Origin of the sequence: Paraburkholderia caffeinilytica (genome assembly GCF_046030355.1) — a bacterium.
Lineage (GTDB): Bacteria > Pseudomonadota > Gammaproteobacteria > Burkholderiales > Burkholderiaceae > Paraburkholderia > Paraburkholderia caffeinilytica_B.
Genome location: NZ_JAQQCQ010000001.1, coordinates 327518 through 353327, shown reverse-complemented (window position 1 = coordinate 353327; position 25810 = coordinate 327518). Strand labels below are relative to the sequence as shown.

The following is a 25810-nucleotide window of genomic DNA, read 5'->3' as shown; positions in this document are numbered from 1 at the left end:
CTCTTTATGGATTGTTCATTTCCGTTTGCTGCGTCTTTGCAGCATGGCTTCGGTCTCTGCCGCGGCCATGTACCTACCGGCGATCCTGTAGTCATAGTCCGGCGTAATGGTGATCTGTCCGAGTCGATAGTCGATGCTAAACAGGACCTGGTGTCCGGGCAGGAAGCCGGCGTGTTCGAGCATGGCGTCGGTCACCTGCATCCAGGGAAAGGCCGTACGTCTGCCTTGTTCGTGCGGGCGGTCTGCTTCAAGCGCCACGGATATACGCTTGACGTGTTCGTCGCGTGCGCGACGTGGTTTAAGATTGGCGTCAGCCATGGTCAACTCCTTCGGTGAGTTGGTTGCGGTTAGCGGGCCGTATGGGTTGCCGCCCATGCGGTCCGCGCTTCTTCTACTGCGTCAAATCTCCTTCCCTATTGCTGGGTCTTTGCCAGCACCGTATCAAGCATCTCGGATACGAAACGTTGGCGCGCCTTCGGTAGCTGGCTGATCGCCTCGAGTTGCTTTTGCAACCTGGAGGACGGACTGCGTTTACGGCGTCGGGTGACGTTCTGCCCCAGCAGTTCATCGGATGAAAGCCCAAGCGTTCTGGTTAACTCCGGTAGCAATGAGACCGGTAGTCGCAGACGGCCGCCTTCGTAGTGAGCGAGGGTCTGTTGGGCAACGCCAAGCTGCTCGGCGAGTTGCTGCTGAGTGAGCTCGTGGATCTTGCGAGCACCGGCGATACGCGCGCCCAACGCCTTGAAAAACTGCTCGTCTTTCGGGTTCATGGCTAAATTCAGCGGTGGAAGTCCAGCCATGATGATAGCTCCGATTGACGAATTCGTGGGTCGTTTTACTCTGAAATAGAGTGCGATGAAACAGAATTATTTTGTGCAAACTTTCTTGACAGTTTTTTAGCTGAAGGACGGATTCATGGCATGCGCACGTGAGAAGAACTGGAAACGCTAGGGTTAGTTTCTATCAGGATTAGTACCCGCAAGTCGGCCAAGTCCCTCACGCGTCCTACGGCACATTTGACGCACAAACAAACGTATGGCGACTGCCCTTATGCGGCAGTCCGCTGCCTCGTGGCAGAGGAGCAATCGCCTGCGACGCGCGCTCGCGCAGCCCATTACCAGCGTGCGTTACGCGTATCGTGCGCCACGCGCGTTATCGCGAATCGGCGTACGGGAGCATGTGGGCGCGTGCACGGCGCAGGAGTGCCTGCAAATAGCTAGATCAAAATTAGATCCGATTCAAATTACGTCCAGCGCCATTACACTCCATGCTTTCGACAGGAGATCGTAATGAGATTAACAGCATTACTTGTCGCACTGGCTCTGACTGGTTGTGTATCGCAAGAGGTTGCGTACACGCCGCGAGGAGACGCGAGGAATCCCGAGGCAGTAATAGAGCAGGTGCTGATGGAACAGGATGAGGATCGCCGACCCGATTACGTTCGGACTACCCGCGAGTATGTGGAGTACGGTCGGGGCGCTACAACCAAGTTCAACGAATTCACGGACAAGACCACAGCACACCGAAACGTAACCCGGCTGTACTTCCGGTCAGTTGCCACAGAGAAGGTTTACACCAAGCGGAACAACGTGATCGTCCAATTCCGTAACAGCGCGGGTACGCTGCTGGCCCAAGTCGTCACGGATAACCTAGACAGCGGGCGGCGTCTGGTGGATGCGGTTGAGACAATGAAGGGCAGGGAACACTAGTACTGGCGGGATCACGAGGCAAATCCGAGGCACTGAGTTGTCTCGTGGGTGCCTCGCGGTGGTGATTTTATACTGGCTGTGGATTTACGCTACTGATGTCGCGAAGTACACCCTACTCGTGTCGTTTACGGAGTTTTTCAACCAAATTTCAGGGGAGACGGCCGCGTCAGAAGGCCGTTTTAAAGAGGTGTGCACCCTATCGATGTCGCACATCGACCTCAATGCACTCCACAGGTGTCGCACGTGGCATTTCTCTCAAAGCCCCGTCAGGCAAGGCTGTGCAGAGGTGGTCAGCCGACTTCCTTGCGTCAAAACGCTGAAACTGCAGCCCTAGCCAAGCCGTCGCGCACTTCAGGCGCGCCTGCATACATGAAGCGACGCGCTTTATACCTCGTCGTCTTCGGCCAATCGGCCTTTCAGGCTAGCAAAACCGACATTTACTGTATATAAATACAGTACCCCGCCTTCAATCAAGCGTCAACTCCGTCGAGGCCTTCGAGCAACGTGACCGTCTGGCGGGCATGGATTTCAGTCGTGAGCGGAGGCTTAAGATGTTGGCCATTGCCCGCAGACTCGGCGTTTCTGTGCAATGAAGTAGCATAAGTTTTTCGTGATGGCGTATGACATGTCATTCTTGACCCAAATCAACTCGCTCCTCGTAAAACGCGCTGTTTCGGTAGAAGACCTCAGCGCCTTACTCGGTATCGCACGCGCGAGTTTGCGTGCAACGCTGGCCGGGAAGCGCGAGCCCAGAAGCTCCACCTTGCACGCACTTGCCGCCGGATTGGACGCGGAATGGACGCTTGTGCCGCGCGAGCACCTTCTGGAGGTCCATCAGGTGCTTAAGGGAAAGGGCACCGGTCCAGACTATTCGGCACCGAGCGCCGCCGATTTGTATTTAAGAGAGCTCGCGCGCCGGGGACAACTGTGATTGTCGTTCGACGTGAACTTGCAATCTAATCGACTTGAACCCTTCCTGCTATCAACCACTCGACCTCCCCGGCCGGATAACCTTCCGGCCGCCCCCTTGCCAGCAAGTCCACCGCGTCCCGCATCCGCATCACAGTCCCTTCGTCGCTCGCCCCCACGCTCCCCGCCCTCATTGATTCCACCAGCTATTGCGCGCAAGTCACCCGGTCCATCGTCCGGCGCTACCGCACAAAACTGTCGTCAGAAATCTGCAGGTCCCTTGTGGCCACTTCAATATCGTTGGCCGCGTCAGTCAGGACGCAGCCAGGCACGGCGGCGGGACGTTTCGTGATGTGAGTGAACTCAAACATTCGGTCGGACTCAAGTTGGCAGCGTTGGATGTTTTCATCGCTAAGACAGCGATATCGTTTATTTCTCTCCCAGCCAGCGTAAATCTTGCGGCTGACGACCGTCAGGGGAAAAAGCCGCGGCGCCCGACGCCTGGCATTTTTGTGAACTCCAGTGGCAGCAGGACTGGCTTGAGTTCGACCGATGGTTCTTCGTTTTCGAGAACGACAATCTGTCCGGGGCCGACCCAGTCTGCGAGCCAGCTGTAGAACCGCATGTTTACAGTGGTCATAGGTACGTCCGGGTCTCCCTGCTTCCTGTCTGAGAAAGGTTTCAAGGGCGAGTCGATAACCACAAAGCCGGGATGGGGACGTCCAACCTTTTCGGCATACTGCAGCAGCGCGACATAGTAGGCGGCCAGGAACAAGGCCCGTACTCCCTGTCCAAACGACGCACGTCTCCTGCCGTCGACCTTTATGTCAAATGCCGCGGCATCAAACGTAACCTGCCTAATCGACTCGAAGCCCCAAGCATGAATGAGCTGTAGCACGAGGTCCGATAGCTCTAATCCATCTTGCGTCAACTGTCGCTCGATGCGCGAGTTCTTCCCGACGCTGACCGCCTCAAGTTTTGCGGCCTCGACCGTCAGACGAGCAATTTCCTCGAAAGCACGTGCCTGTGTATAAAGTTCAGTCCGTCGTCTGGCGAGTTCGGTTGCCGACACCTTAAATTCGTCAATGCCAGAGTCAATCATGCGCCGCTCGCGAGCGCTCTGTGATTGCAAGGCCGCTTGTAGTTCTTCGCGTTTTGCCACAAAAGAACGGAGTTGCTCTATCTCGTAGCTCAATGCGGCGGCGAGCCCGGTTCGCTGCTTATCGATTTTGGCTGCTTCGGCAGCGATGGCGCGTCGCTGCTTGTCCGCAACGTCGGGGGATGCCAGCGACGCTTTCGTCTGGTTCGGTAGCGTTGTGCCGCACAGTGGGCATGGCACGTCATCGAGGAGGAAATAGACGGCGGAACCTTCGTCGAGTGATACCAGCCGTTCAAAGTCGCTATCGTATTTCCGCTGAAGGAGCTTGAAACGGTTAACAAGGCCGGCGCTCTGTGCAAGACCAGTCTCGCAACTACGCAGTTCCGCGCTCGTTTGCGCCAACTCGCTGCGGACCGCTTCGAGAGCCTGAGCCCGAGATTTTTGCTGCTGGGACAAGGCTTGTAGCGTTTCGTCGACACGCGCCAACGCTTCCTCAACGTCCTTTTTCGGGGTATCGGGCGGCAAGTCTGCGCGCAGCGATTCAATCATTCCACGCATCGCGTCTGCTCCACCTCCTGCTGCACGCCGGGCATCGGTGCTGATTCCAATCTCAATAGCTGTATCGTCGACACCGCCAAGCATCAGGGCGAGGGCCGCGCTTCTCTCCATACGAGCATTGGAGTCTCCGAGGACGCTCTCCTTGGCGACGATAGATGTCTGCGAGAGCATTGACCAATGTCGCAAGGGTCCCGCGGAAATCACACCTTTCTTTCCTGCCTTTTTGAATACAACACTCTCGCTGACGCCAATCAGGCGTTTCAAAAGCTCGTTGCAGTCAACCTTGAGCTTACGAGCGGTTGCGGTGCCCTCGATATGCGCCCGGTAAACTGCTTCGGCGCCTCCCTGTATGCCGCGTACGATGGTGAATATGTCGCCGTCCTGTGGCTTCGGCGGCAAGTCCCCCAGGTCCAAGGCCGCTTGATGTTCCGTTTCATCGAGAAAGTTCTCGGAGCCACGCCCAGTTTGAATCTCGAGATAAATGGATTGGTAGCCCTTCGCCTCTGGAATCTCCTCCGGCGCGGTGTCGCCGCCGAGGCAGTAAGCGATGCACTGAAAAACGTAGGATTTTCCGGTCTCGCTGGGTCCATAGATTGTTGTGGAGGGCCGCGACAGGTCGAAGGTAGCTGATTCCTTCTCAGGTCCGGTAACCACTAGGCGTAGTAATTTGAAAGCCATGGTCAGTTCAGCAGGTCGCCAATTTCTGCGCCCCAACGCCGCCCTTCAGTGTCGAATCGTTGAGACAGCGCATCCGACGACACGTCGCCGAATGTGCCTGCGACCCAACTGGCGCGCAGTTCTAGCTCGCGCGCGTACCGGGAGGTGAACGCGTTGACAAGCTGTCGGCAGCGCGGGCCTGCCAGATAGACGATTCCGTCATCGTTGAAATCGGCAGTCACAACGCCCTTCGCGCTCATTAGATAAAGCCCCTCTTCAATGCGGTCTCTCCGGGTGTAAACCTCGCTGCTCCGCTGCGGCACTGGCGTATGGAGACTCGGCGGACCCTTCAGGTCGGCAGAATAGACGAGCGCATAGTCTAGAAGGACGAGCTTCTGGAGGTCGGCGACGCGCGGCCGCAGCGCGTGCAGGATAAACGCCATCCTGATTCCGAGTTCAAATGCTGAATTGAACGGAGACGGGTTCATGTTATTTGACCCACTTAAGTTTGCCAGCATTAGCCAGGTGATGGCATGCCCCAGGCATATCGGGAGAACGCAAACTCTCGCTGAGCGGACTGTCAGCCATTTTCAACTGGTAAGAACGCTCCGTGGCCGCACAAAGTCGCTCAAGCCCGGTTTTATGGATGGGCAGGCCTACAGCGCTCTTGACCGTAGTTAGCATTGTCGCGAGGAACACATCGAATTCGCCGGGGAAGATATCCCGGCTGAATCGCTTCAGACCTTCGGCACTGTAGAACTCTGAGCGGCACGCCGAAAAATGCTCTTCATAGTCACTGCCAGTCAGTCCGTTGCTGTCGACAGAATGTGCAGCATGCTCGCTGTACACGGCGAGAAGAGCCTCGACGTACTTCTGCTCACGCTTTGTAGGCGACTTCGGGACCGCTGGGTCATCGAGACGCTTCGGTCTGATTCCGAATCGCCTGAAATGCGCAGACTGGTTCTTCGCGTGCGTCTCAACCAAAGTCCGCGCAGACATTTCCTTAAAGCGTGAAAAATCGAAGGATTCAACCACAGCCTTGATTTCGGGCGTCAGATTCTTTTTCAATCCTCGATTGCCGTCAACCCATGCCTGCAAGAAAACAGCTTTGAAGTCCTCGGGTTCGGAAACCAGCAGGTCATAAAGGTCGACGCCGCAGTCATGCGGAGCGCATATAAAGTATGTGCTGGGCTCGGGATAGCTCTTGCGCGCGAGGTGGCTGAAGAAGCCGGCCATCTCAGGAAAGAAGTCGGACGGCGCCACCGGGCCCTTGTAGTACTTGCACTGATAAAGGTCCCAGCCGTGTTGCTTTCGCGGAAGCGTAACAATTGCCTCCACGTCTCGCCCCTTGTCACCAGGCATCCCCAGCCGCTTCACGGTTTGATACGTGTTGCCCACCAGCGGCAGGCAACATTCCTCGACGAAAATCTCCCACGATGTGGAGTCCATCAATCTTAGCTGGGCGACTGGAGCGTGGGCTCCAGCTTGAATCACATAGCTTACCGCCCTGGTGTCGGTCGAAGCTTTCCGCCTTTTAGGAGCAGCATTGCCAACACCAGGTTTGTTCTTTGCCACCGCAGTCTGCCCCTGAGTAGGTTCTGTAGTCGTTTGTATGAACTAACGTCCGCTCGGCCTCCGCCCTCTCAGGCGTCGCGGACAGTCAGCAACTCTGCCTGGACTGCGTTGGTAAGAATGGAGCTTATCCCACGAGCCTTTTCTCCAAGAAGCTCGACACGAAAGCGCGCCCTCGTCAGAGCTACGTAAACGCGTTGATGGGAGGAGTAACTCAAATAGTTTTGGCTGTCTTCGTAAGAACTCCCGCCCTTCGGTGGCACTCGGCCGCCGTCTACGCCCACGAGAATCGCCGCGGAAAATTCCAGTCCTCCCACAAACTCCGGCGCGGTTAGGAGAAAGCGTCCAGATTGCCGTGCCCGATTGACAGCATCAAGGTCTCCGCGGCTCTTAATCACCTCGACCGGCTTTTTCGAAGCCTGCGCGCGCAGTTGAAGTTCTCTAAAGATGTCGTCACCAAAGGCAATGATTACGACGTCCGCCTTCGAGCCGTCCATCTCCCTTGCGAGCAAGTCCGCACGTGTGAACGCGCCGTTCAGCATTGCTTCGCTCGACGGATATTGCAACATCAGAGGGGGCTCGGTTTTACGCTCCTCCTCGGAAGTGAAAGCACTCACGGCCGCAGTCAATGGGTCATGAAAGTTGGTAAAAAGCGTAGCACCTGAGGACGTGACGGAAAACGCCAGATTCACGATATCCGGCGAACACCTAAATATCGACTTTACCGGCGTTCGAGCCGAGTTTTCGGCATTTGCCGCCGGGTCGAAAACAAGGTCAAAAGCGTCATCGGTCCAACCCCGGTCGCCAAGTGCCTGGGAGCGGTCGACTGAGTAAGCGATTGGCTGTGCCGCGTCGTCGCGCGTCAATCGATGGAACACCGACAATTCATTCAGGTTGAAGAGGTGCGTTTCATCGATGAAGATGCTGTCGTATCCCTCGCGACTACGTCTGCGCCGCCAAATGGGCGTATTGAGCTGCGAAATTGCGCTCAAAACGACGTCGTCAGTATCGAACTGCGCGGACGAGACAAGTTCACGTTGATACCTGTCGTACATGAGAAATGTGAAGGACCTGTCACCCTCCGATGCAACAGGCATCCCCACCTTCAAACGCTGGAGCTTCTTATACTTGTCGAGGTCTTGGTCAGCGCGGCCCTTTATCTGGACGCTGATTTCATGTCGCAGCATGTCCGCAAGAACCCATCGGTCTGTCTGCAGAAGGAATTCAATGAACTCCGTCGTCATGAAGGGACGGTGAGACTCAAGTTCTTCGGCAAGCACACTATCCACGGCCTCCCGCGCATACAACATTTGCACCTGCTTGGACTCGTAAGCGTCGCGGTCGACCAGCTCGGATTCGGAAATTTCCCGATGCAATAAGTCCGCGCAAAGGGCTTGGAGCGTGGTGACCCGGAGCGTCTGCGCTGCGCCTAGAGCAGGTTTTTCGGACGTGTAGAACCCGTCGAGGTCGTTGATTGCGAACAGACTTTCAATGGCCCGCTTTGTCGCCTCGCTATGTGCAATGAATAACGCTCGATGGTCCGTTTGCTCAAGTTTCGAGTCGTTTAGTGTTTTCAGGCATTTCAGAACGAGACAAAGGGTCTTGCCAGTCCCAGCAGGCCCTTCGATTCGGTGGGGAACGTCGAGGTGCCTGTTCACAAATTCCAACTGCCCGGTGGTCAATATCGTGCGCCACCCGTCCAATCCAGCCTGAAATGCAGGTCGTTCGTGATTGGACGCATCCAACTGTGTCACCGCGAGCACTTGATTACCCGGGCGCGCTTGGGGGTTCAAACGCGTAATCACTTCGCCGGCAACAGCGATGGCGTCCGCCTTTCCCTCAACTGCCTTGCGGAAGTTCGTGACACGAGGAACCTCGGCAACCCCCTCCCCTTCTTCACTTGAGAATTTATAAACTAATAGTGCCGAACCTGCTTCACGCCTGCTTCGCCTTTTTTCATCGGGTTGCCTTTCTATTACGGCTCGCAAGTCAGTCTGCATTCCAATCGGATATGGAAAGACCACGGCCTTTCCGTTTTGCAGAACGCGCTCGTGTGAGCTTGGTTTTAAGTCATTCCAGAGCTTGATGCCAAAACGCAATGTCTTCTGGACGACAAGGAGCAAGCCGTTGTCGTCAAGGCTGAGAAGCCTAGGTGCTTCCTCGAGGTCAAAGACGATATAGTTGAGGCACTTTGATTGCGGCGCAAGGATGTATGCGCCCTCTCCAGCGGTCACCGCGGCTATTTTCGTGCTGAGCGCCATCGACTTCACCTGCGAGCGGATAAAGCTGGCGAAGATTTTACCCGTCTCGAACTCAGCAGATTGGAGCATCCGCTCCGCGACAAGCTCCTGAGCGGCATCTTGGCAAATGTATAAGTATTTCACGCACTAAGCTCCAATCCCGATGGTCTGCAATGACTTCCTGACATCCGCCACATCGTTGTCGCGCACGCCGATGCGTGAGAACAGCAAAGCGAAGTTTTGCATCAGATGCTCTATCCAAGGGGAAGTTAATTTCGCCACTGGGAGAGCATAGTCATCAGTTCCGGTGAATCTTGGACAAACGACGTTCTTATTCTGCGCTACGTCCCACTGGTCCTTCGAGATGCCATTAGTGATGCTTTTAGCGACGCTACTTGGAATGTGATGGACCTCGCGCAGCAACGCTACAAAGTCCTGCGCCTCACCAGAGTCGAGCGCTTCCAACCCTCTGAGAAGGTAATAGCCTGAGAGCCTATGTCCTGCCAATTCTTTTACCACCGAGTCGACATGTGACTTGCAAACTGTCAAATGCGCCCTTAGTCGCTCTCGACTAGTTTTGTCTGTCTGAAGTGCCCGCGTTTCTGCAACTTGAGCGATGACATTTCTAAGCTTTTCGCACTGAGCCTTTCTGGCCTTCTCGTTCTCAATTTTTTTGTAGTGTGCATCGTAGATTGCGGCTAGCGAGTGGGTCGAGAGCAGCGATTCTGATAGACCATCCTTCTCTAGTCGGTCAGAGATTGTGTTCATGTAGTCGGCTTCGGCGCGGTCAAGAACCGTAGAAGCGCCGTCAACATAAATCCAGGAACTTAACGGAATCACAGGTACGTATGTGAACGCCGATACTTTCGCCTGCGCGGCGTCGCAGCGCGCCGTAATAATCAGGCCGTAGACCGATTCATCCTGGTAATTTTCCGCGTAGGCGCAAGAAAACACTGTTCCCTGCGTAAATTCATTCGCACGAGGTGCGTCGAACATCTTGTTCCCCGGAAGTCTCTTATATTTTGTGCCAAATTATCATACAGCACTCGAAGTACAGTGCGGCTGGTCCGCAAATAATTTTGATGCTACCACCCGCTTCGCCAACCGCGGACGGCGCGAGTGAGTGCGCTGCGATTGCGAAAAACTAAAGGTTTTCAACAAATGGCCGTTATGCCCTTTATCGTGGGGAGCACCTACCGAAAATGAATGCGAGACAACTAATGCTGGCATCCGCGCTTGTCGCGGCCGCAATGACCGCTGCTTGCAGCGACAAACAGGACACAGCAAGCGACAACGCGGCGTCCATGCCCGCTACACAAGCTGCCGCGCTGACCAGCACGCCGGAGACTCAGGCTGCGTCGCCTGCCCCTTACGCTCCTGCTCAAGCCGAGCAGGCGAACCAGCAACAGTCGGTAGCCGCGCAGAGCCCCACGCCGGACCCAGATGGCCTGACGCGTGTACATTTTGACGATGTATTTGCGGTGACCGCTGACGGTAACCTCTCGCCCAAGGTGCCTGTGGACATCAACGGCGTCAAGATGACTCCTGGCGTCGTCTTCGGTGGCGGCGTTCAGTTCGGCGGATTCGCCATGAGCCAGGCAGCCGGCCACGACCTTGGCGTTCGTCGACTCCCGAATGGCTTCGTGCAACTGGTCAAGTACTACAGCTGATAGCCCGCGACAGCGGCATTGAGCGAGCGCGAGTCGAAAGTCAAAGCACTGAATACAGACTCGCCTCCGAGCACTCGACCGCAGCAGCTATAGCCCCTTTGTCATGCAAACGGCGCTTGCTGGACATAGCTCCGCAAACTGCGTACTGGCCTGCACTTCTGCGGACGCCGCACCTCGTTCAGCGTCCGCGTATCCCGCGCGTCTGAAGAACCCGGCCGCCGTCGTTGTAAGCAGCCACAAATCGAAAACGTCGGATGCTCGCGCCATTAGCTCGACATGGGCCAGCAGTCTCTTGCCGAGCCCGTTCTTTCGGACCGTCCCGGCGCTAACCAGTGACCGCAGCAACGCGCTGCGACCAAAACGCTCAAGACCCACACTGCCAACAATCTTACCGTCCACGTCTTCCGCGACCAGGAAGTCCACGAGCAAAGCTAAATTGATATCGGCAACCGGCAGTTCATTTTCTGCGAGCAATGCTTTGATGGCATCAAGGTCTTCGCTTCGTGCGGCACGTATGTTCATAGGAGGTTTTCTCTCTGACGATTTCGGAAGCTATGTCAGGCGGCCGTAGGTGCCGTATGACGGCTAACCCGAACCGCCGCAAAGAACGCGATTGCTGACAGAATCGAGACGAGAAACACGGTCCATTCAACAGCTGCGTAACCGTGCGTGACGCTCCAGATGCTGGCCGCGGCAATCGGTGCTATTCCCTTGGCGATATTCGAAGGGAACGAAAGCATGCCGCTGACTGCACCGTAGCCTTCGGTCCACATCAGGTCCTGCACGATGGTGCCGCGGAGGATGGTCATCATGCCATTCGCAGCCCCGTAGCAAAGCGCGAATAGCCAAAGCATTGCAGCCGAATGACCTGCGCCTATCAGAATAACGGTCGAGAGCGGGAATAGCGTCACGATGATGATGCCCACGGTACTAACATGAACCGTGCGACCGAAGGTGAACCAGACGGCCCGTGCGGCTACCTGCGCGGGTCCGATGAGCGCCATGGTCGTTACCAGCACGGCGTTCGACACGCCGCGCTCGACCATGAGCGGCACCAGATGAAATGTGAGTGCCGCGAACGTCGCGTAGTAGGCAGTGAAGCAGACAGCGAGCGCCCAGAAAATTGGCGAACGAAGCGCGTGTCGGGTAGCGGCATCGTTCGCCAATTTGACCTCGCCACTTGTCGGCCGTACTCCCGCGTCAGCCTTCGACGAACGGATTGCAAGCACGTGGATAGGAAGGCAGACGAGGAGGTTCAGTGCAGCCAGAACAACAAGCGACGTGCGCCACCCGACTGAGCCGACGAGGAACTGGGTCAACGGAATGAAGACCGTGCTGGCGAACCCGGCCACCAGCGTGATGAGCGTGATTTTGCTTCGGAAGCTTCGTGGATACCGGTGCGTCACAACGGCGAAGACAGGGTCGTAGAAGGTGGCTGCCATCGAAATCCCGAGGCCTATCCATACAACGAAGAGGACCGTCAGCGAATGCGCGCCTGCCCAGAGCAGCAGCATGGCCGCGGCGATGACCGACCCGACGGCCATGATGCGGCGCCCCAGTCCATGGTCAATCCAGCGCCCGATGGGATAGGCCGCGAACCCTGAAACCAGTAACCCTGCGGAGAGCGCGGCGTTCATCGCCGTCCGACTCCAGCCCATGGTTTGCTCCATGGGAACGACCAGCAGGGAAAAGGAATAATAGACGGAGCCCCAGGACACCAGTTGTGCCAGCGCCAAGGCCCAAGTCACAAGCCTGTCCTGACTGTCCGTTGGTGCGGTCTCACCACTCGCGCTCTCGTCCCGATTCGACATTGTGCTCAATTTCTTCAGCCTCTCATCTGGCTGAGTGTGTTAGCGGCGGCTGCGCCGGTGCGAAAGGCATCGCAGCAAAAGAATGTGGTCGAAGCTAGTCTGTGGGCGATGACGGTGCCGACCCGCTCATGGAGGAAGCAACTATTGCGCGTCTTCGCCATCGGCGGGGCTGTTTGTACAGCGCCGAGAAAGCCGATTCCCTCCCGTTCGCAATACCGCCGAACGCGTAGCGCGACGAGTCGTTCTTTCAGGCGTGCGGACGCCCCAATGACACCACTTCTCCCATGCTGCGTGCTCAAGGCGACAAAAAACTTCGCCCCTTCGTCGGCGAGGCGATTGCGGGCGCGCAGCAACGGAGTCTTCCAGTCACACCGCGGCCAGAAACGGCTCAGGACTTTCGCATCCATTACCAGCACAGCAGCCGACGAGCCGCCTGCAGCGAGGAATCGCGCAAGCTCGAGCTTCTCGTCGACCGCCGCTGTCAGTGCCATCGCCGAGGTCTCGTATCCGGTTCGCGACTCAAACGCCCCTGCTACGACTGTTGGAAGCGACTCCCACCATGACCCCGTCGTCGCGCGACCGTCGGCACAACGTATCGCCACGTTGGCGGTTCGCCGGCCTGCCTTCAGCACGATGAATCCCTGCATGGAGCCGCAATTCCACCCTCCCGACATGGGCAGGGGTAGTCCAGTCGATACGAGGTTTTCGCGGTCCATAGCCGCCTCCAAAGATTTCACATTTCCAGAATACCGGAAATGTCGTAGAATGCAAGTAACGAAGTGATGAAGGTCGTGTTCCGCAGGCGCAGCAAAGCGCCTTGAATCGACTGAACGCCTCCATATAATTGGAAATGTCAAATGGCAGGGTAATGAGATGACCGTTCATGCAATCAATGGCGACCAAGGCTTCCCGGCCGCCAGGACAGATTTTTTCGACACGGATATTGCAGCGCGCCTTGGCATGGAGGGGCAGCCGCCGGTCAGGTTTCTGCTGCTCTACGGCTCGCTGCGTGAGCGGTCGTATTCGCGGTTGCTTGTCGAAGAAGCCGCTCGCCTGTTGCAGACGTTCGGCGCGGAAACGCGGATTTTCGACCCGCGCGGTCTGCCGCACGCAGACGACGTCGACGTGAAGAACCACCCGAAAGTGAAGGAACTGCTTGAGCTGTCGCTGTGGTCCGAGGGACACGTCTGGTGCAGCCCGGAGCGGCACGGCACCATCACCGGTCTGATAAAGACGCAGATTGACCACCTGCCGCTGGTCAGCGGCGGCATCCGGCCGACGCAGGGACGCACGCTGGCCGTCATGCAAGTCAGTGGCGGTTCGCAGTCGTTCAACTCCGTCAATCAGCTTCGTCAGCTCGGACGATGGATGCGTATGTTCACCATCCCCAACCAGTCGTCTGTTGCCAAGGCCTTTGAAGAATTCGAAGACGACGGCCGGATGAAATCGTCCTCGTACTACGACCGGCTGGTCGACGTGATGGAGGAACTCGTCAAATTCACGCTGCTACTTCGCGGTCGTGCCGACTATCTCGTCGACCGCTACAGCGAGCGCGTGAAGGAAGAACGGCCGTTAGACCCCGCCGCAGACCTGGCCTCCCAGGCAATCGCCGACCATTCCCGCAAGGAAGCGCAGGCGAGTAACCAATAAAGGACAGTGATGGCAACCCTGGATTCGAAGTTAGCGGTCAAGGCGCTCGCAGCGCTCGCGCACGAGACGCGTCTTGCGGTGTTCCGCCTTCTGGTGACAGCCGGACGCTCGGGTATGAGTCCTGGCGCCATCGCTGAAAAGCTGGGGCTCCCGGCGCCCACGCTGTCATTCCACCTGAAAGAGCTTGCACACGCAGAGCTCATCGAAGGCAAGAGTCAGGGCCGGTTCATCATCTACTGCGCCAGCTATGACCACATGAGGACGCTTATGGATTTCCTGATGGAAAACTGCTGCGCAGCGGAGCAAGCAGAACAATGCAACTGCGCGCCCAACGAAACGGAGGCGTAAATGAAGCGATTTCACGTGCACGTTGTTGTCCCAAAGCTTGACGAAAGCGTGCGTTTCTATAGCAGCATGTTCGGAGCGGAACCTTCGGTCCTCAAAGACGATTACGCGAAATGGATGCTGGAAGACCCGCGCATGAACTTCGCCATTTCGGCGCGTGGCGGTGAGGCAGGTGTAAACCACTTAGGCTTTCAGGTCGATAGCGACGAGGAGCTGACAGCTCTTCGCGAGCAGGTCGTCGCCGGCAGCGTCTCAGTACAGGACCAACCCGGTGCGCAGTGCTGCTACGCAAGTTCGAACAAATACTGGACGCAGGACCCGGCCGGCGTGCCGTGGGAAACCTATCACACGCTCGGCGGCATCCCGATGTTCGGAGCGGACAGCCGAGGAGAGGCTGCGCTCGAAGCGGGCGGGGCCTGCTGTGCACCCGCGACCTCGATTCCGGCTGTGATTGAGAAAAAAGTCGGCTGCTGCTGAATGCGTGGTGTCCAACACGGCGGCCGCCCATAGGCGGCCGTTCCGTTTGATGCTGATACAGTTAGCGGTTCCCGGACCTGGAGTTATGCGCTCTAGCGCATGTTCATGCGGCCACAGGCTTGCACTTCACCTTCTTGGCGGGCTTACACGCAGCGGAGTCCACTCCCTGACAGCAGTTCTCGGTCAGAAACGCGACCAGCTCGTTCATGTGGTCAATTTCGGGCCCGTAATAAACGAAGCGACCTTCCTGGCGTGACGTCACCAAGCCTGCATGCGTCAGTTCCTTAAGATGGAAGGAGAGCGTCGCGCTGGCTAGTTCCAGATGCTCCTGAATGACGCCGACGTTCAGGCCATCCGGCCCAGCCGTAACGAGCAGGCGAAAAATAGCCAGGCGCGTCGGCTGTGCGAGCGCGGCCAAAGCTTTTATGGCGTCTTTTTCCTTCATACCCGTCTGTCTTCCAAGTTATTGACCAATTCTAACGCGACGTCACCAATGGCGGGTAGAACCCCGGCTACCTGATATCGCGGCTGTACGGGGCGGACGAGCCACGGCACCCCTCGCTTGCCGCTCCACAACATTTCCATTATATTGGAGATATAGAGCTATAAATTCAATCGCGTCGAAACGTCGTCAGGAGAAGCCCATGACTGAACACCGAAAATACAACGTGTTATTCCTTTGCACGCACAATTCTGCGCGCTCAATTCTCGCGGAAGCGGCGCTTAATGAGCTCGCGGGCGACCGTTTCATCGGCTACAGCGCTGGCAGTCACCCGGGAACAGCACCGAACCCTTTCGCACTAGACCTCCTGCGCTCGCAAGGCATTTCGACCGACGGTCTGCGCAGCAAGAGCTGGGACGAATTCGCCGAAGAAGGTGCGCCGCAAATTGATTTCATTTTCACCGTCTGCGACAACGCTGCCGGGGAAGTTTGTCCAATATGGCCGGGGCACCCCGCAAAAGCACACTGGGGCGTGCCTGACCCGTCGACGGCCGAAGGCTCGGACGAAGAAAAGCGCAAGGCTTTTCTGCAGGCGTATGTGCAAATGAAGAAGCGCATTGAGCTTTTCACTAACCTGCCGTTCGAAAAGCTTGACCGGGTTGCGGTACAGCGGGAAACGCAGAACATCGGCACGTCGTTGCGCGAACAGGAACAGCGATAGGGTGCGGCATCAACCGCACGAAAAGCCCTCGGCATGGACTTCGTCGTGCCTTTGATGTCGCTTCGGCGATACACGCACGCGTCGATTTAGCCCGCTGACTGGCCGGGCGGCCGCGACTAAAAAAAGGAAGCTGTTAATGCTCATCGCTGTACTGATATTTATCGCCACCATCGTGTTTGTCATCTGGCAACCAAAGGGTCTCGGCATCGGTTGGAGCGCTGCCGCTGGCGCCGTCATAGCGCTGCTGGCCGGAGTGATTCACGTATCAGACATTCCCGTGGTCTGGCACATCGTCTGGAACGCGACCCTTACGTTTATCGCTGTGATTATCATCAGCTTGCTCCTTGATGAAGCAGGCTTTTTCGAGTGGGCCGCACTGCATGTAGCGCGCTGGGGAAATGGCAGCGGCCGCAAGCTGTTCGCGTTTCTTGTCTTGCTTGGCGCAGCTGTTGCGGCGTTGTTTGCAAATGACGGTGCCGCACTTATTTTGACGCCTATCGTCATGGCGATGCTGCTCGCACTCCGGTTCAGTCCAGCTGCGACGCTCGCGTTCGTCATGGCTGCGGGGTTCATCGCAGATACGGCAAGTTTGCCGTTGGTCGTTTCGAACCTCGTCAACATTGTGTCGGCCGACTTCTTCAAGATTGGGTTTGCCGAGTATGCAAGCGTCATGATTCCGGTCGACATCGTCGCTGTCGCGATGACCCTCGCCATGCTGCTGTTCTACTTTCGACGCGACATCCCCGCAGCGTATAACGTGGCGGAGTTGAAGCAGCCCGGCGAGGCCATCCGCGACGCCTCGACTTTCAAGGCAGGCTGGTGGGTTCTGGCGTTGCTGCTGATTGGATTTTTTGGTCTCGACCGCGTTGGCGTCCCCATCAGCGCGGTCGCCGCTTTCGGCGCCGTTGTTTTGCTAATTGTTGCAGGACGAGGCCACATTATTTCCACAAGGAAAGTACTGAAGGAAGCCCCGTGGCAAGTCGTCATCTTTTCGCTCGGCATGTACCTCGTCGTGTACGGGTTGCGTAACCAGGGACTCACAGGCTATGTCGCGCAGATTCTTAACTACCTGGCATCTCACGGTGTCTGGGCGGCAGCGCTTGGCACCGGACTTCTTACGGCGTTTCTGTCGTCGGTCATGAACAATATGCCGACTGTGCTTGTTGGCGCGTTGTCTATCGATGCAAGCAACGCCAGTGGAATCGTCAGGGAGGCAATGGTCTTCGCCAACGTGATTGGGAGCGACCTCGGCCCGAAGATTACGCCCATCGGGTCTCTTGCAACCTTGCTCTGGTTGCACGTGCTGGCTCGCAAGAACGTAACCGTCACCTGGGGTTACTACTTCAGGACGGGTATCGTGCTAACGCTTCCCATCCTGGTTGTCACGCTGGCTGCGCTTGCTGTGCGACTGCAGGGGTGATAAAAAACACCGCGCGCGGTCCTAGGTGCGCTCAGGACAAGTCGTGTTCTCCCGGATGAGCGCCTCGGGTACTGTTCGATTGTGCAAAACACAGCGACCGTCTTTCTCCAACGACGGCCGCTTTGTTTTACGGGTTCGATGATTCCTGCCCGGCAATCCGATGACGCCGCATGCGTTCCCATAAACTCTTGCGTGAGATGCCGAGCGCGGAAGCCGTTTCCGCAATGCGCCCGTGGTGCTGAACTAGCGCATTGTTGATGTACAGCGTCTCGCACCGTTCCATGTAGGCAGACAGGCTCGGCGTGTCCGTTGACTCGACGTCTCCGTAAGCGGCGTGGTCGCTGAAGACATCCGCCGGCATCAGGAGCTTGCCCGCTGACATCAGACACGCCCTCTCCAGGCGGTTGCGCAGCTCCCGCACGTTTCCTGGCCAGCCGAACCCGACGAGCGCTGCCTCAGCGGCCGGATGAAGCGACTTCACCGGTTCGTCGTTCGATTCAGCATAGGAAGACAGAAATCGGCGTGCAATCCACAAGACATCATCGTTGCGCTCACGCAAAGGCGGCACGCGCAGCGTGACGACGTTCAGGCGATAGAACAGGTCTTCCCGAAACTGCCCTCCTGAAACTAGCGACTGCAGGTCCCTGTGCGTCGCGCACACGAGGCGGAAATTGCATTCCACGTCCCGCTCGGCGCCTACTCGGCGAACACGCTTTTCTTGAACGACGCGCAGCAGCTTTACCTGCATTGCAAGCGGCAGTTCACCAATCTCGTCGAGAAACAGAGTGCCGGCGTGGGCGAGTTCAAAGAAGCCCTTTTTCTGTCGGTCTGCGCCAGTGAACGCGCCCCGTTCGTAGCCGAAGAACTCTGACTCCATCAGCGTCTCGGGCACGGCACCACAATTCACGGCAATGAATGGCTCAGTCTGCCCACAGGCGGCGACATCGTGGATATATCTTGCAAGCACTTCCTTGCCTGAACCGGACTCGCCATTGATGAGGATGGAGGATGCGCGTCTTGCGATTTTTGGGACCATGTCCGCGAGCTTTCGCATCGCCATGGATACACCGAGCGGGCTATGCGCAGGCATTGCCTCTTCGGGAATGTCTGACGTCGCGAGCGCGCGAATTTTCTGTATCAGTTCCGCGATGTCGAAGGGTTTCGTCACGTAGTCGGCCACACCTGCCTTCAGCATGGACACGGCCTTATCAATCGAAGCGTACGCAGTCACGAGCATGAATGGTGGAACCTTCGCCATCGTTGAACTCAGTCGTGTGTACAACTCGTCGCCGGGAAAGTCCGGTAGGCGCACGTCGCTCACAACGACTGCATAGCTTTTACGCAAAATCGCTTCGAACGCCGCAGCCGCGCCGGTGTGCCAGTCGACTCCGAACCCCTCGAGCCGGAAGCGCTCCACCATGGATTCACCCATGATAGGGTCGTCTTCGACCAGGCATATCAATGATTCACTCATGACAGGTCTCCATACTTTTGATTGGTAGTACGGCTTCGAATGTCGTCTCGCCGGGCACGCTGCTGACCGAGATTGTCCCCCCGAGCTGTGTGGCAATCTGATAACTCACCCAGAGTCCGAGCCCGTAACTACGTAGGCCGAGCGTTTTCTGGCTCGGCCAGTAAGGCTCAAATAGTTGACCCACGAGGTCGGCTGGTATGTGCTCGCCCGAGTTCACCACGGTCACCCGCAACTCGGATGCATTCATCGTGGCACGACATCCAACGCTCCCGCCGGATTCGGCTGCCTTGATGGCATTAAGCAGCAGGTTCAGTACGAGCTGACGAACCAGATGGGACGGAATCGGGACTTCGTCAGTTGGCATCGACCACTCAAGAGCTATCTGCCTGGTGGCCAATTGCGGCTGTATCAGAATGTTCAGGTCGTCCCAGTCTGCCGGCCGCATCGCGGGCGAATCCAGCCTGGCCTCAAAGAGAAGCGCTCCGACTGTCGCTCGAATCTGGGCAAGCCCGCGCTTAAGCAGTGCGAGCGTACGGGTGGTCAGTCCATCGGGGTTGCCGTGCGTGACAAGCGTGTCAACAGCGTTAATCATGCCGCCAAGCGGATTATTGATTTCGTGCACGATGCCCGCAGCCACACGCCCAACTGCAGCAAGCCGCTCGGACACAACCATGTCGCGCTCCAGTTGCTGTTTCTCCGCCAGGTCGTCCAGCATTTCACGGAAGCTCGTGGACAAACGGCCGATTTCGTCACTGCCCTTGGCCGAGACCTCCTGCTTGAGCGCCTCAGGGTCTTCCTTGTGCACACGTGCCATCGCATTGCTGAGCGTATGCAACGGATTCGCCATCCGATTGCCCCACCACCAGCCAATAGGCAAAAGTATCAGAAGGCTCGCGAGGTTAATCAGGACCATGCGCTCAACGAGCGTGTTCACGCTGTCGCGAAGTTTCTGCGGGTCGTATGTGATGGTGACATAGCCGAGCGGGCTTCCGTCTTCGGCCGTCACAGCTTGCGCAGCAACTATGTCGTCCGCTCCCAGCAAGCTCGGAAAACTGAAATAGAAATTGCGTGGCTGCGCCTTCACGGAGCTAATTGCATGACTGATGGCGTAGCCCAATCTGGTCGCTTCCGTCAGCGTCGCGTAGTACCTGGGGTCGGTCGCTGCGTACACGCGTCCATTCGCGTCGAAGACAATCAGCTCTTTCAACGGGTTTGCAGGCTCCTTCGCGGCGACAGGCGCACGAAGGACCTCGAATACGTGAAACAGGTCATCTCGTACGATTGAATCCCGGACCGAGAGTGCCGTTACATTGGCAAGGTTGCGAGCCCCACTCTCCACGTTGCGGCGGGCGTCTGAAAGCATGAAAGAAATCAGCACCGCTGTGACAGCGACCTCCGTGAGCACGATGGCCAACGTCAGCGCGGCTGGAATCTTGTATCGGTAGCTGACGTTCTCCAGCATAGTCGTCTCACACAGGCATGGTGTCGGACAGCTTGACCAGATTGCGGATGTCGTCAAAAAGCGCATCTGGCCCGATAACAAACCGGTCGAGGTTCAGGCGATTTAACAGGTCGCGCCCCACCGTGTCTTCTGTCATGCCAAGCAGTGCCGCTTGCAACGGCGCGAACGTGTCAACGCTGAGGCTTCGCCGTGCAACGATAGGAGGAAATCCATAGAGCGGTGACTTCCACGCTACCCGTACTCCGGTCACCGCATCCGGTACCTGTTTGGCGAGCGTGTCAAATACGTAGCCGTCAATTTCGCCGGCGGAAGCGAGACCGCTGCTAACGGCCTCTACGACCTTGCGATGAGCGAACGTGAAGAATGTCTTGCTGAAGAAGCGTCGCGGGTCAATCCCATCCCGGATAAGTTCTGTCCGAGGCACCAGGTAACCCGAGTTCGACTGCGGGTCGCTGTATGCGAAAACCCGGTTTCCGAGCGACACAATGTTCGTCGTAGATGTATCCGAAGCGGGGACCAGCAAATAGGACCGGTATAGAGGCTTTCCCTGGTATTGCGGCACAACCAGCAGCTTCATCCGGTCGGCGTGTGTGACGTACGGGTATCCGCACACCCACGCAACGTCCAACTGGTCCGCAAGTAGCATCTCGGTGATTTCACCATAGCTACCGCGCTGGACGAAATGAACCTCCATGCCCAGTTGCTCTTCGAGACGCGCGCGCCACTTGCCGAGCAGGCGCACCTGGTTGTCGAGGAAAACCGCAGTGGTTCCAAACAGGATTTTTCGCGGCGATGCAGCATCGCTAGCACGCGCAGGTCTCCACGCCGCAACCAGCCCTGCGCCAGCGGCGCAAAGCACCTTGCGTCTCCCGTTACTGAACGGTAACCCTGACATGACCCCGTCCCCTCCAGCCGTTACCGGTCCGAAACTCATTCCGACGTCTCTAGCGACGTCGAATCGTCGGTTGCCGCACCAGACGGCGTTCTGGTCGTTTTGGCATAGAGCTTGCCCTTGTCATCAAATAGTAACGGTTGCCCATATGGGTATCAAGGAGCAGGCATGTCCAAAGAAACACTTAGTCGGCGCACCTTTCTTAAGGTGAGCGGGACGAGCGTCGCAGCGACAGCTGCGGTGATAGTCAAGCCTGCTTGCGCCGCCGCTGCGGCGCCGGCCGCTGCGCCGCAAACGAGTCACACGTTGCTGCCGTACGTACCGAAGTCGGTAGCCAGCGCTAGCCAAATGACGCAGGGTCAGCCGCTAGTTTTCAGCTATCCGGACGCCGCCTCTCCGTGCGTCGCGGTAAAGCTTGGTGTCGCAGCGCCGGGAGGCGTTGGCCCCAATCAGGACATCGTTGCGTACAGCATGATGTGCACGCACATGGGTTGCCCCGTTGCGTTCGACTCGGGGACCAACACGTTCAAGTGCGGTTGCCACTACAGCATGTTTGACGCGGAGAAGTCTGGCCAGATGATTGCCGGACAAGCCACCGAGAATCTGCCGCGCATCAGGCTTAGCTACGACGAGAAGACGGGGCGGATATCGGCTACAGGCATCGATGGCATGTTGTATGGCCGTCAGGCCAACGTACTCTAACTAGGGGAGCGACATGGACAACCAGAGCGACCGCATCACGTTGCCGCCGGTGAACGCACAACGCACGAACATGACGTGCCACTTCTGCATCGTCGGTTGCGGATACAACGTGTTCAAGTGGCCAGAGAACGTTGAAGGCGGGCGTGCACCTTCCCAGAACGCGCTCGGGCTCGACTACAACAAACAGCTCCCGCCATTGGCGGTGACGTTAACGCCGGCAATGACAAACGTCGTGACAGACCGCGACGGAAGCCGACACCGCATCATGATTGTTCCCGACCGTCAGTGCGTCGTGAACAGCGGCCTCAGTTCGACGCGCGGCGGCAAGATGGCGACTTACATGTACAACGCCGATGGCCTCACGCGTGAACGGCTGAAAAATCCGCGTCTCTATGCCGGCGACCAGTGGGTCGATACCGACTGGGACCATGCGATGGCCATCTACGCCGGCCTGCTCAAACGCACACTGGATAAAGATGGTCCGAGCGGTATTGTCTTCTCGGCCTTTGACCATGGCGGAGCCGGCGGCGGATTCGAAAACACGTGGGCCACCGGCAAGCTGATGTTTACCGCGCTGCAGACGCCGATGGTCCGCATTCACAACCGTCCTGCGTACAACTCTGAGTGCCACGCCACGCGCGAGATGGGTATCGGCGAGTTGAACAACTCCTACGAGGACGCTGAACTGGCCGACGTCATCATGGCTATCGGCAACAACGCCTACGAAACTCAGACCAATTATTTCCTGAATCACTGGGTGCCCAATTTGCAGGGCGGGACCGCCGACAAGAAAAAACAACGGTTTTCCGGCGAGGCCACGCCAGCAACACGGATTATCTTCGTAGACCCACGACGCACTCCCACGATAGCCATCGCCGAGCAGGTCGCCGGTGCCAGCAACCTTCTACATCTCGACATCCTGCCAGGCACCGACGTCGCTCTGTTCAATGGTCTCTTCACTCATGTCGTCGAACAGGGATGGATTGACCGTGACTTCATCAATCAGCATACGAACGGCTTCGACGACGCGGTGAAGACCAACAGGATGTCGCTGGAAGATGCTAGCAAGGCCACGGGCATTCCTGTGGAAAAACTGCGCACCGCGGCCGAATGGGCTTACAAGCCTAAGGCGTCCGGTCAAATGCCCCGCACGATGCATGCGTACGAGAAAGGAATCATCTGGGGCAACGACAACTATCTGATTCAGTCGTCGCTGGTCGACCTCGTACTGGCGACCCATAACGTAGGGCGCAGAGGTACGGGCGTCGTGCGCATGGGCGGTCACCAGGAGGGCTATACGCGCCCACCTTATCCGGGCGACTCAAAAATCTATATCGACCAGCAGCTCATCCAGGGAAAGGGGCGGATGATGACCTGGTGGGGCAGCAATAACTTCCAGACGAGCAACAACGCCGAGGCCCTCCGCGAAGCCGTGTTGCGTCGGTCGCAAATCGTCAAGGAAGCCATGCAGAAGGCAAAGGGCGCGACCGACGCCCAGTTGGTCGATGTCATTTTTGACGCGACCAGTAAAGGCGGCCTGTTCGTTACATCCGTGAATCTTTATCCGACGAAGCTCGCGGAGGCCGCCCACCTGATGCTGCCAGCGGCTCATCCAGGCGAGGCGAACCTGACCTCGATGAACGGTGAGCGGCGTATGCGGCTGTCGCAGAAATTCATGGATGCGCCCGGGAGCGCGATGCCGGATTCACTCATTGCTGCTCGCATCGCCAACTCATTGAAGGCGATGTACCAAGCCGACGGTAACGCGACCATGGCCGCGCGCTTCAATGGCTTCGACTGGAAGACAGAGGAAGACGCTTTCAATGATGGCTTCCGGCAGGTTGGTCAGCCTGGCGTCGCGAAGATTGATAGTCAGGGTGGTCCTACGGGCAATCTCGTCACATATGAGCGGCTCCGGGCCGCTGGCAACAACGGTGTGCAACTTCCTGTGCAGTCGTATACAGGTGGGAACCTGGTCGGCACCGAGATGCTTTACACCGATTCAAAGTTCGACACCCCAGACGGCAAGGCTCAGTTTAAGCCGGCGCCGTGGAACGGCTTGCCGAAAACTGTCGCCCAGCAGAAGGAGAAGTACCGTTTCTGGATTAACAACGGGCGGAACAATGAGGTCTGGCAAACGGCTTATCACGACCAGTACAACGAGTTCATACGTGCACGCTACCCGATGGCATACATCGAGGTAAATCCGGAGGACGCGAAAGAATTGAATCTCGCGGCTGGGGACATCGTAGAGGTGTTCAACGATTTTGGCTCGACCTACGCGATGGCCTACCCGACCAAGGAAATCAAACCGAACCAGACCTTCATGATGTTTGGCTACGTCAATGGCATTCAGGGCGATGTGACCACTGACTGGACCGACCGCAACATCATTCCTTACTACAAGGGCACCTGGGCGAACCTTCGCCGCGTCGGCAGCATGGATGACTATAAGCGAACCGTGAGTTTCAAGAGCCGGCGCTTCGCCTGATTTCCATCGACCGCGAGACAGCGACTCGTGGTCTCTTTTATTTGCATAGGACGGGAAGATGAATCGACTGCTCATCGCCAGCCTGACGATGTTTGCCGCCACCCACGCTTTCGCCGATGTCGATGCGGCCAAGGCGCAGGGAATTGCCAGCAAGAATATGTGCTTCAGCTGTCATGCCGTCGACCACAAGGTCGTCGGGCCCGCATATCACGATGTCGGGGAAAAATACAAAGGAGATGCCGCAGCCATGGCCACGCTCATGAAGAAGGTTAAGGGCGGTGGGTCGGGCGTGTGGGGTGCGGTCCCGATGCCGCCCAATCCGAGCATCAGCGACGCCGACCTGAAGGTGGTCCTGACGTGGGTGCTGGCCGGTGCCCCGAAACAGTAATAAGGGAACAACCGCCATGTCACTGAAAGCACGTCGGGTCATCCCCATTCACGTGACACCGCGACTGCCCGTCGCGGTTCGGCGAGCATTGGACGAAGGGAAGACGCTCGACAGGCTTGGACGACCTTTACGCGACCTACGCATTTCGCTAACCGACCGGTGCAATTTCCGCTGCACTTACTGCATGCCGAAGGACGTGTTCAACAGGGATTATCAGTACCTTGCCCGAGAGCAGATTCTGTCGTTCGAAGAAATCGAGCGGCTGGCACGTGCCGCGGTATCACTCGGTGTTGAAAAGATACGTCTTACGGGTGGCGAGCCGCTCCTGCGCAAGGGCATTGAGGTGCTCGTCGGCCAACTGTCGCAGCTTCGTACGCCGGATGGCGGCCCGGTGGATGTGACGATGACGACGAACGGCTCGTTGCTCGCCAGAAAAGCAGCCGCCCTGCGCGATGCCGGGATGACCCGAATCACCGTGAGCCTTGACGCTCTCGACCAGCACACGTTCAGCGCAATGAGCGGCAGTGATAGCAAGATAGAGGCGGTGCTTGATGGAATCGAAACGGCGCGACAACTCGGCTTCTCGCCGGTCAAGGTGAACACGGTTGTCAGGCGGGGCGTCAACGAGGACCAGATTATCCCGATTGTCCAACGATTCAAAGGCACGGGAGTAACGCCGCGCTTCATCGAGTTCATGGACGTAGGAAGCACCAATCATTGGGAACTGCGTGAAGTTATTCCTTCAGCAGAGCTGGTCCGGCGGATTGGCCAGGTGTTTCCTTTGGCGCCATCGGGCGCGCGTCCCGGGCGGTCGACCTCGCGAACGTTCGATTTTCTCGACGGCTCTGGCCGCATTGGCTTCATCTCGAGCGTGACCGAACCGTTTTGCGCCGATTGCAGCCGGCTAAGACTCACCGCTGATGGGAGGCTCTTCACGTGCCTTTTTGGCACGGAAGCCCTCGACGTACGCACGGCGCTTCGTAACGGTGGCGATGACATCGCCGGGATATTACGCAGCGTCTGGCACGAGAGGACAGACCGCTATTCCGAGTTACGCGGCGAATCTGGCGCACCGGGTACGGAGCGCCATGCCGAAATGTCATTGCTCGGCGGTTAAGCGC

General features: G+C 57.5%; 26 protein-coding genes. 12 read left to right on the top strand and 14 right to left on the bottom strand.

Annotated features, from left to right (window positions below; genetic code table 11):
* Positions 1-15 precede the first annotated feature (15 nt).
* Positions 16-318 carry a hypothetical protein gene (locus tag PQQ95_RS01530; protein WP_408434083.1) on the bottom strand — a complete coding sequence of 101 codons (303 nt, stop codon included), beginning with the start codon at positions 316-318 and terminating at the stop codon, positions 16-18.
* A gap of 95 nt (positions 319-413) precedes the next feature.
* Entirely contained in the window at positions 414-800 is a 387-nt protein-coding gene (locus PQQ95_RS01525; RefSeq protein WP_408434080.1) for a helix-turn-helix domain-containing protein, read from the bottom strand.
* A gap of 489 nt (positions 801-1289) precedes the next feature.
* Between PQQ95_RS01525 and PQQ95_RS01520 the strand changes: the two genes are divergently transcribed.
* Together PQQ95_RS01520 and PQQ95_RS01515 are read left to right on the top strand one after the other, a co-directional pair.
* Positions 1290-1709 (top strand): hypothetical protein, encoded by a 420-nt coding sequence (locus PQQ95_RS01520; RefSeq protein ID WP_408434079.1) that lies wholly within the window; start codon positions 1290-1292, stop codon positions 1707-1709.
* 625 nt (positions 1710-2334) lie between these two features.
* Positions 2335-2640: a transcriptional regulator gene (locus PQQ95_RS01515; protein ID WP_408434077.1), complete on the top strand. Its 306-nt coding sequence runs from the start codon at positions 2335-2337 to the stop codon at positions 2638-2640.
* A 450-nt stretch (positions 2641-3090) separates the two neighbouring features.
* Here the strand turns inward: PQQ95_RS01515 and PQQ95_RS01510 are convergent, their stop codons facing one another.
* The 5 genes from PQQ95_RS01510 to PQQ95_RS01490 form a co-directional block, all read right to left on the bottom strand.
* On the bottom strand, positions 3091-4953 hold the full coding sequence (locus PQQ95_RS01510) for an AAA family ATPase (RefSeq protein WP_408408922.1): 1863 nt from the start codon (positions 4951-4953) through the stop codon (positions 3091-3093).
* Between the two features lie 2 nt (positions 4954-4955).
* Positions 4956-5420: an ABC-three component system middle component 2 gene (locus tag PQQ95_RS01505; RefSeq protein WP_408408920.1), complete on the bottom strand. Its 465-nt coding sequence runs from the start codon at positions 5418-5420 to the stop codon at positions 4956-4958.
* A gap of 1 nt (position 5421) precedes the next feature.
* The gene (locus PQQ95_RS01500) at positions 5422-6507 is read right to left on the bottom strand and encodes an ABC-three component system protein (RefSeq protein ID WP_408434074.1); all 1086 of its coding nucleotides are present in this window, start codon (positions 6505-6507) and stop codon (positions 5422-5424) included.
* 68 nt (positions 6508-6575) lie between these two features.
* Complete coding sequence (locus PQQ95_RS01495) at positions 6576-8888, bottom strand: UvrD-helicase domain-containing protein (RefSeq protein ID WP_408434072.1); 2313 nt, start codon at positions 8886-8888, stop codon at positions 6576-6578.
* A 3-nt stretch (positions 8889-8891) separates the two neighbouring features.
* Positions 8892-9740, bottom strand: coding sequence for a hypothetical protein (locus tag PQQ95_RS01490; protein WP_408434070.1), 849 nt, complete (start codon positions 9738-9740; stop codon positions 8892-8894).
* A gap of 224 nt (positions 9741-9964) precedes the next feature.
* Here PQQ95_RS01490 and PQQ95_RS01485 point away from each other — a divergent pair, with 224 nt between their 5' ends.
* Positions 9965-10414, top strand: a complete 450-nt coding sequence (locus tag PQQ95_RS01485) for a hypothetical protein (RefSeq protein ID WP_408434068.1) — start codon at positions 9965-9967, stop codon at positions 10412-10414.
* Positions 10415-10501: 87 nt separating this feature from the next.
* On the opposite strand, the gene arsN2 is transcribed toward PQQ95_RS01485, so the two are convergent.
* The 3 genes from arsN2 to PQQ95_RS01470 are packed head-to-tail and all read right to left on the bottom strand — an operon-like array spanning position 10502 to position 12941.
* Positions 10502-10936, bottom strand: a complete 435-nt coding sequence (gene arsN2, locus PQQ95_RS01480) for an arsenic resistance N-acetyltransferase ArsN2 (protein ID WP_408434066.1) — start codon at positions 10934-10936, stop codon at positions 10502-10504.
* A 35-nt stretch (positions 10937-10971) separates the two neighbouring features.
* Positions 10972-12225: an MFS transporter gene (locus tag PQQ95_RS01475; protein ID WP_408434064.1), complete on the bottom strand. Its 1254-nt coding sequence runs from the start codon at positions 12223-12225 to the stop codon at positions 10972-10974.
* A 14-nt stretch (positions 12226-12239) separates the two neighbouring features.
* A complete protein-coding gene (locus tag PQQ95_RS01470) occupies positions 12240-12941 on the bottom strand; it encodes a hypothetical protein (protein ID WP_408434062.1) in 702 nt (233 codons plus the stop codon).
* Between the two features lie 244 nt (positions 12942-13185).
* Here PQQ95_RS01470 and arsH point away from each other — a divergent pair, with 244 nt between their 5' ends.
* The 3 genes from arsH to PQQ95_RS01455 are packed head-to-tail and all read left to right on the top strand — an operon-like array spanning position 13186 to position 14697.
* Positions 13186-13875, top strand: a complete 690-nt coding sequence (gene arsH / locus PQQ95_RS01465; RefSeq protein WP_459251989.1) for an arsenical resistance protein ArsH — start codon at positions 13186-13188, stop codon at positions 13873-13875.
* Positions 13876-13884: 9 nt separating this feature from the next.
* Positions 13885-14223, top strand: coding sequence for an ArsR/SmtB family transcription factor (locus PQQ95_RS01460; protein ID WP_408434056.1), 339 nt, complete (start codon positions 13885-13887; stop codon positions 14221-14223).
* Positions 14224-14697: an ArsI/CadI family heavy metal resistance metalloenzyme gene (locus tag PQQ95_RS01455; protein WP_408434054.1), complete on the top strand. Its 474-nt coding sequence runs from the start codon at positions 14224-14226 to the stop codon at positions 14695-14697. It abuts the gene before it with no gap.
* Positions 14698-14800: 103 nt separating this feature from the next.
* On the opposite strand, the gene PQQ95_RS01450 is transcribed toward PQQ95_RS01455, so the two are convergent.
* On the bottom strand, positions 14801-15142 hold the full coding sequence (locus tag PQQ95_RS01450) for an ArsR/SmtB family transcription factor (protein WP_408434051.1): 342 nt from the start codon (positions 15140-15142) through the stop codon (positions 14801-14803).
* Positions 15143-15341: 199 nt separating this feature from the next.
* On the opposite strand from PQQ95_RS01450, the gene PQQ95_RS01445 reads away from it, so the two are divergent.
* Together PQQ95_RS01445 and PQQ95_RS01440 are read left to right on the top strand one after the other, a co-directional pair.
* Positions 15342-15860: an arsenate reductase ArsC gene (locus PQQ95_RS01445; RefSeq protein WP_408434048.1), complete on the top strand. Its 519-nt coding sequence runs from the start codon at positions 15342-15344 to the stop codon at positions 15858-15860.
* 136 nt (positions 15861-15996) lie between these two features.
* Positions 15997-17280, top strand: coding sequence for an arsenic transporter (locus PQQ95_RS01440; RefSeq protein ID WP_408434045.1), 1284 nt, complete (start codon positions 15997-15999; stop codon positions 17278-17280).
* Positions 17281-17407: 127 nt separating this feature from the next.
* On the opposite strand, the gene PQQ95_RS01435 is transcribed toward PQQ95_RS01440, so the two are convergent.
* The 3 genes from PQQ95_RS01435 to PQQ95_RS01425 are packed head-to-tail and all read right to left on the bottom strand — an operon-like array spanning position 17408 to position 21111.
* Positions 17408-18754, bottom strand: coding sequence for a sigma-54-dependent transcriptional regulator (locus PQQ95_RS01435; RefSeq protein WP_408434042.1), 1347 nt, complete (start codon positions 18752-18754; stop codon positions 17408-17410).
* Complete coding sequence (locus tag PQQ95_RS01430) at positions 18747-20216, bottom strand: sensor histidine kinase (protein ID WP_408434039.1); 1470 nt, start codon at positions 20214-20216, stop codon at positions 18747-18749. Before PQQ95_RS01430 ends, PQQ95_RS01435 begins: the two co-directional genes overlap by 8 nt.
* A gap of 7 nt (positions 20217-20223) precedes the next feature.
* On the bottom strand, positions 20224-21111 hold the full coding sequence (locus tag PQQ95_RS01425) for a substrate-binding domain-containing protein (protein WP_408408211.1): 888 nt from the start codon (positions 21109-21111) through the stop codon (positions 20224-20226).
* Between the two features lie 165 nt (positions 21112-21276).
* Here PQQ95_RS01425 and PQQ95_RS01420 point away from each other — a divergent pair, with 165 nt between their 5' ends.
* Genes PQQ95_RS01420 through moaA form a run of 4 tightly spaced genes read left to right on the top strand, consistent with a single transcriptional unit; the run spans position 21277 to position 25806 of the window.
* Entirely contained in the window at positions 21277-21810 is a 534-nt protein-coding gene (locus PQQ95_RS01420) for an arsenate reductase (azurin) small subunit (protein WP_133647952.1), read from the top strand.
* Between the two features lie 13 nt (positions 21811-21823).
* Positions 21824-24301 carry an arsenate reductase (azurin) large subunit gene (locus PQQ95_RS01415; protein ID WP_408434035.1) on the top strand — a complete coding sequence of 826 codons (2478 nt, stop codon included), beginning with the start codon at positions 21824-21826 and terminating at the stop codon, positions 24299-24301.
* A 58-nt stretch (positions 24302-24359) separates the two neighbouring features.
* Entirely contained in the window at positions 24360-24689 is a 330-nt protein-coding gene (locus PQQ95_RS01410; RefSeq protein WP_408434032.1) for a c-type cytochrome, read from the top strand.
* A gap of 16 nt (positions 24690-24705) precedes the next feature.
* Positions 24706-25806 (top strand): GTP 3',8-cyclase MoaA, encoded by a 1101-nt coding sequence (moaA, locus tag PQQ95_RS01405; protein ID WP_408434029.1) that lies wholly within the window; start codon positions 24706-24708, stop codon positions 25804-25806.
* Positions 25807-25810 lie beyond the last annotated feature (4 nt).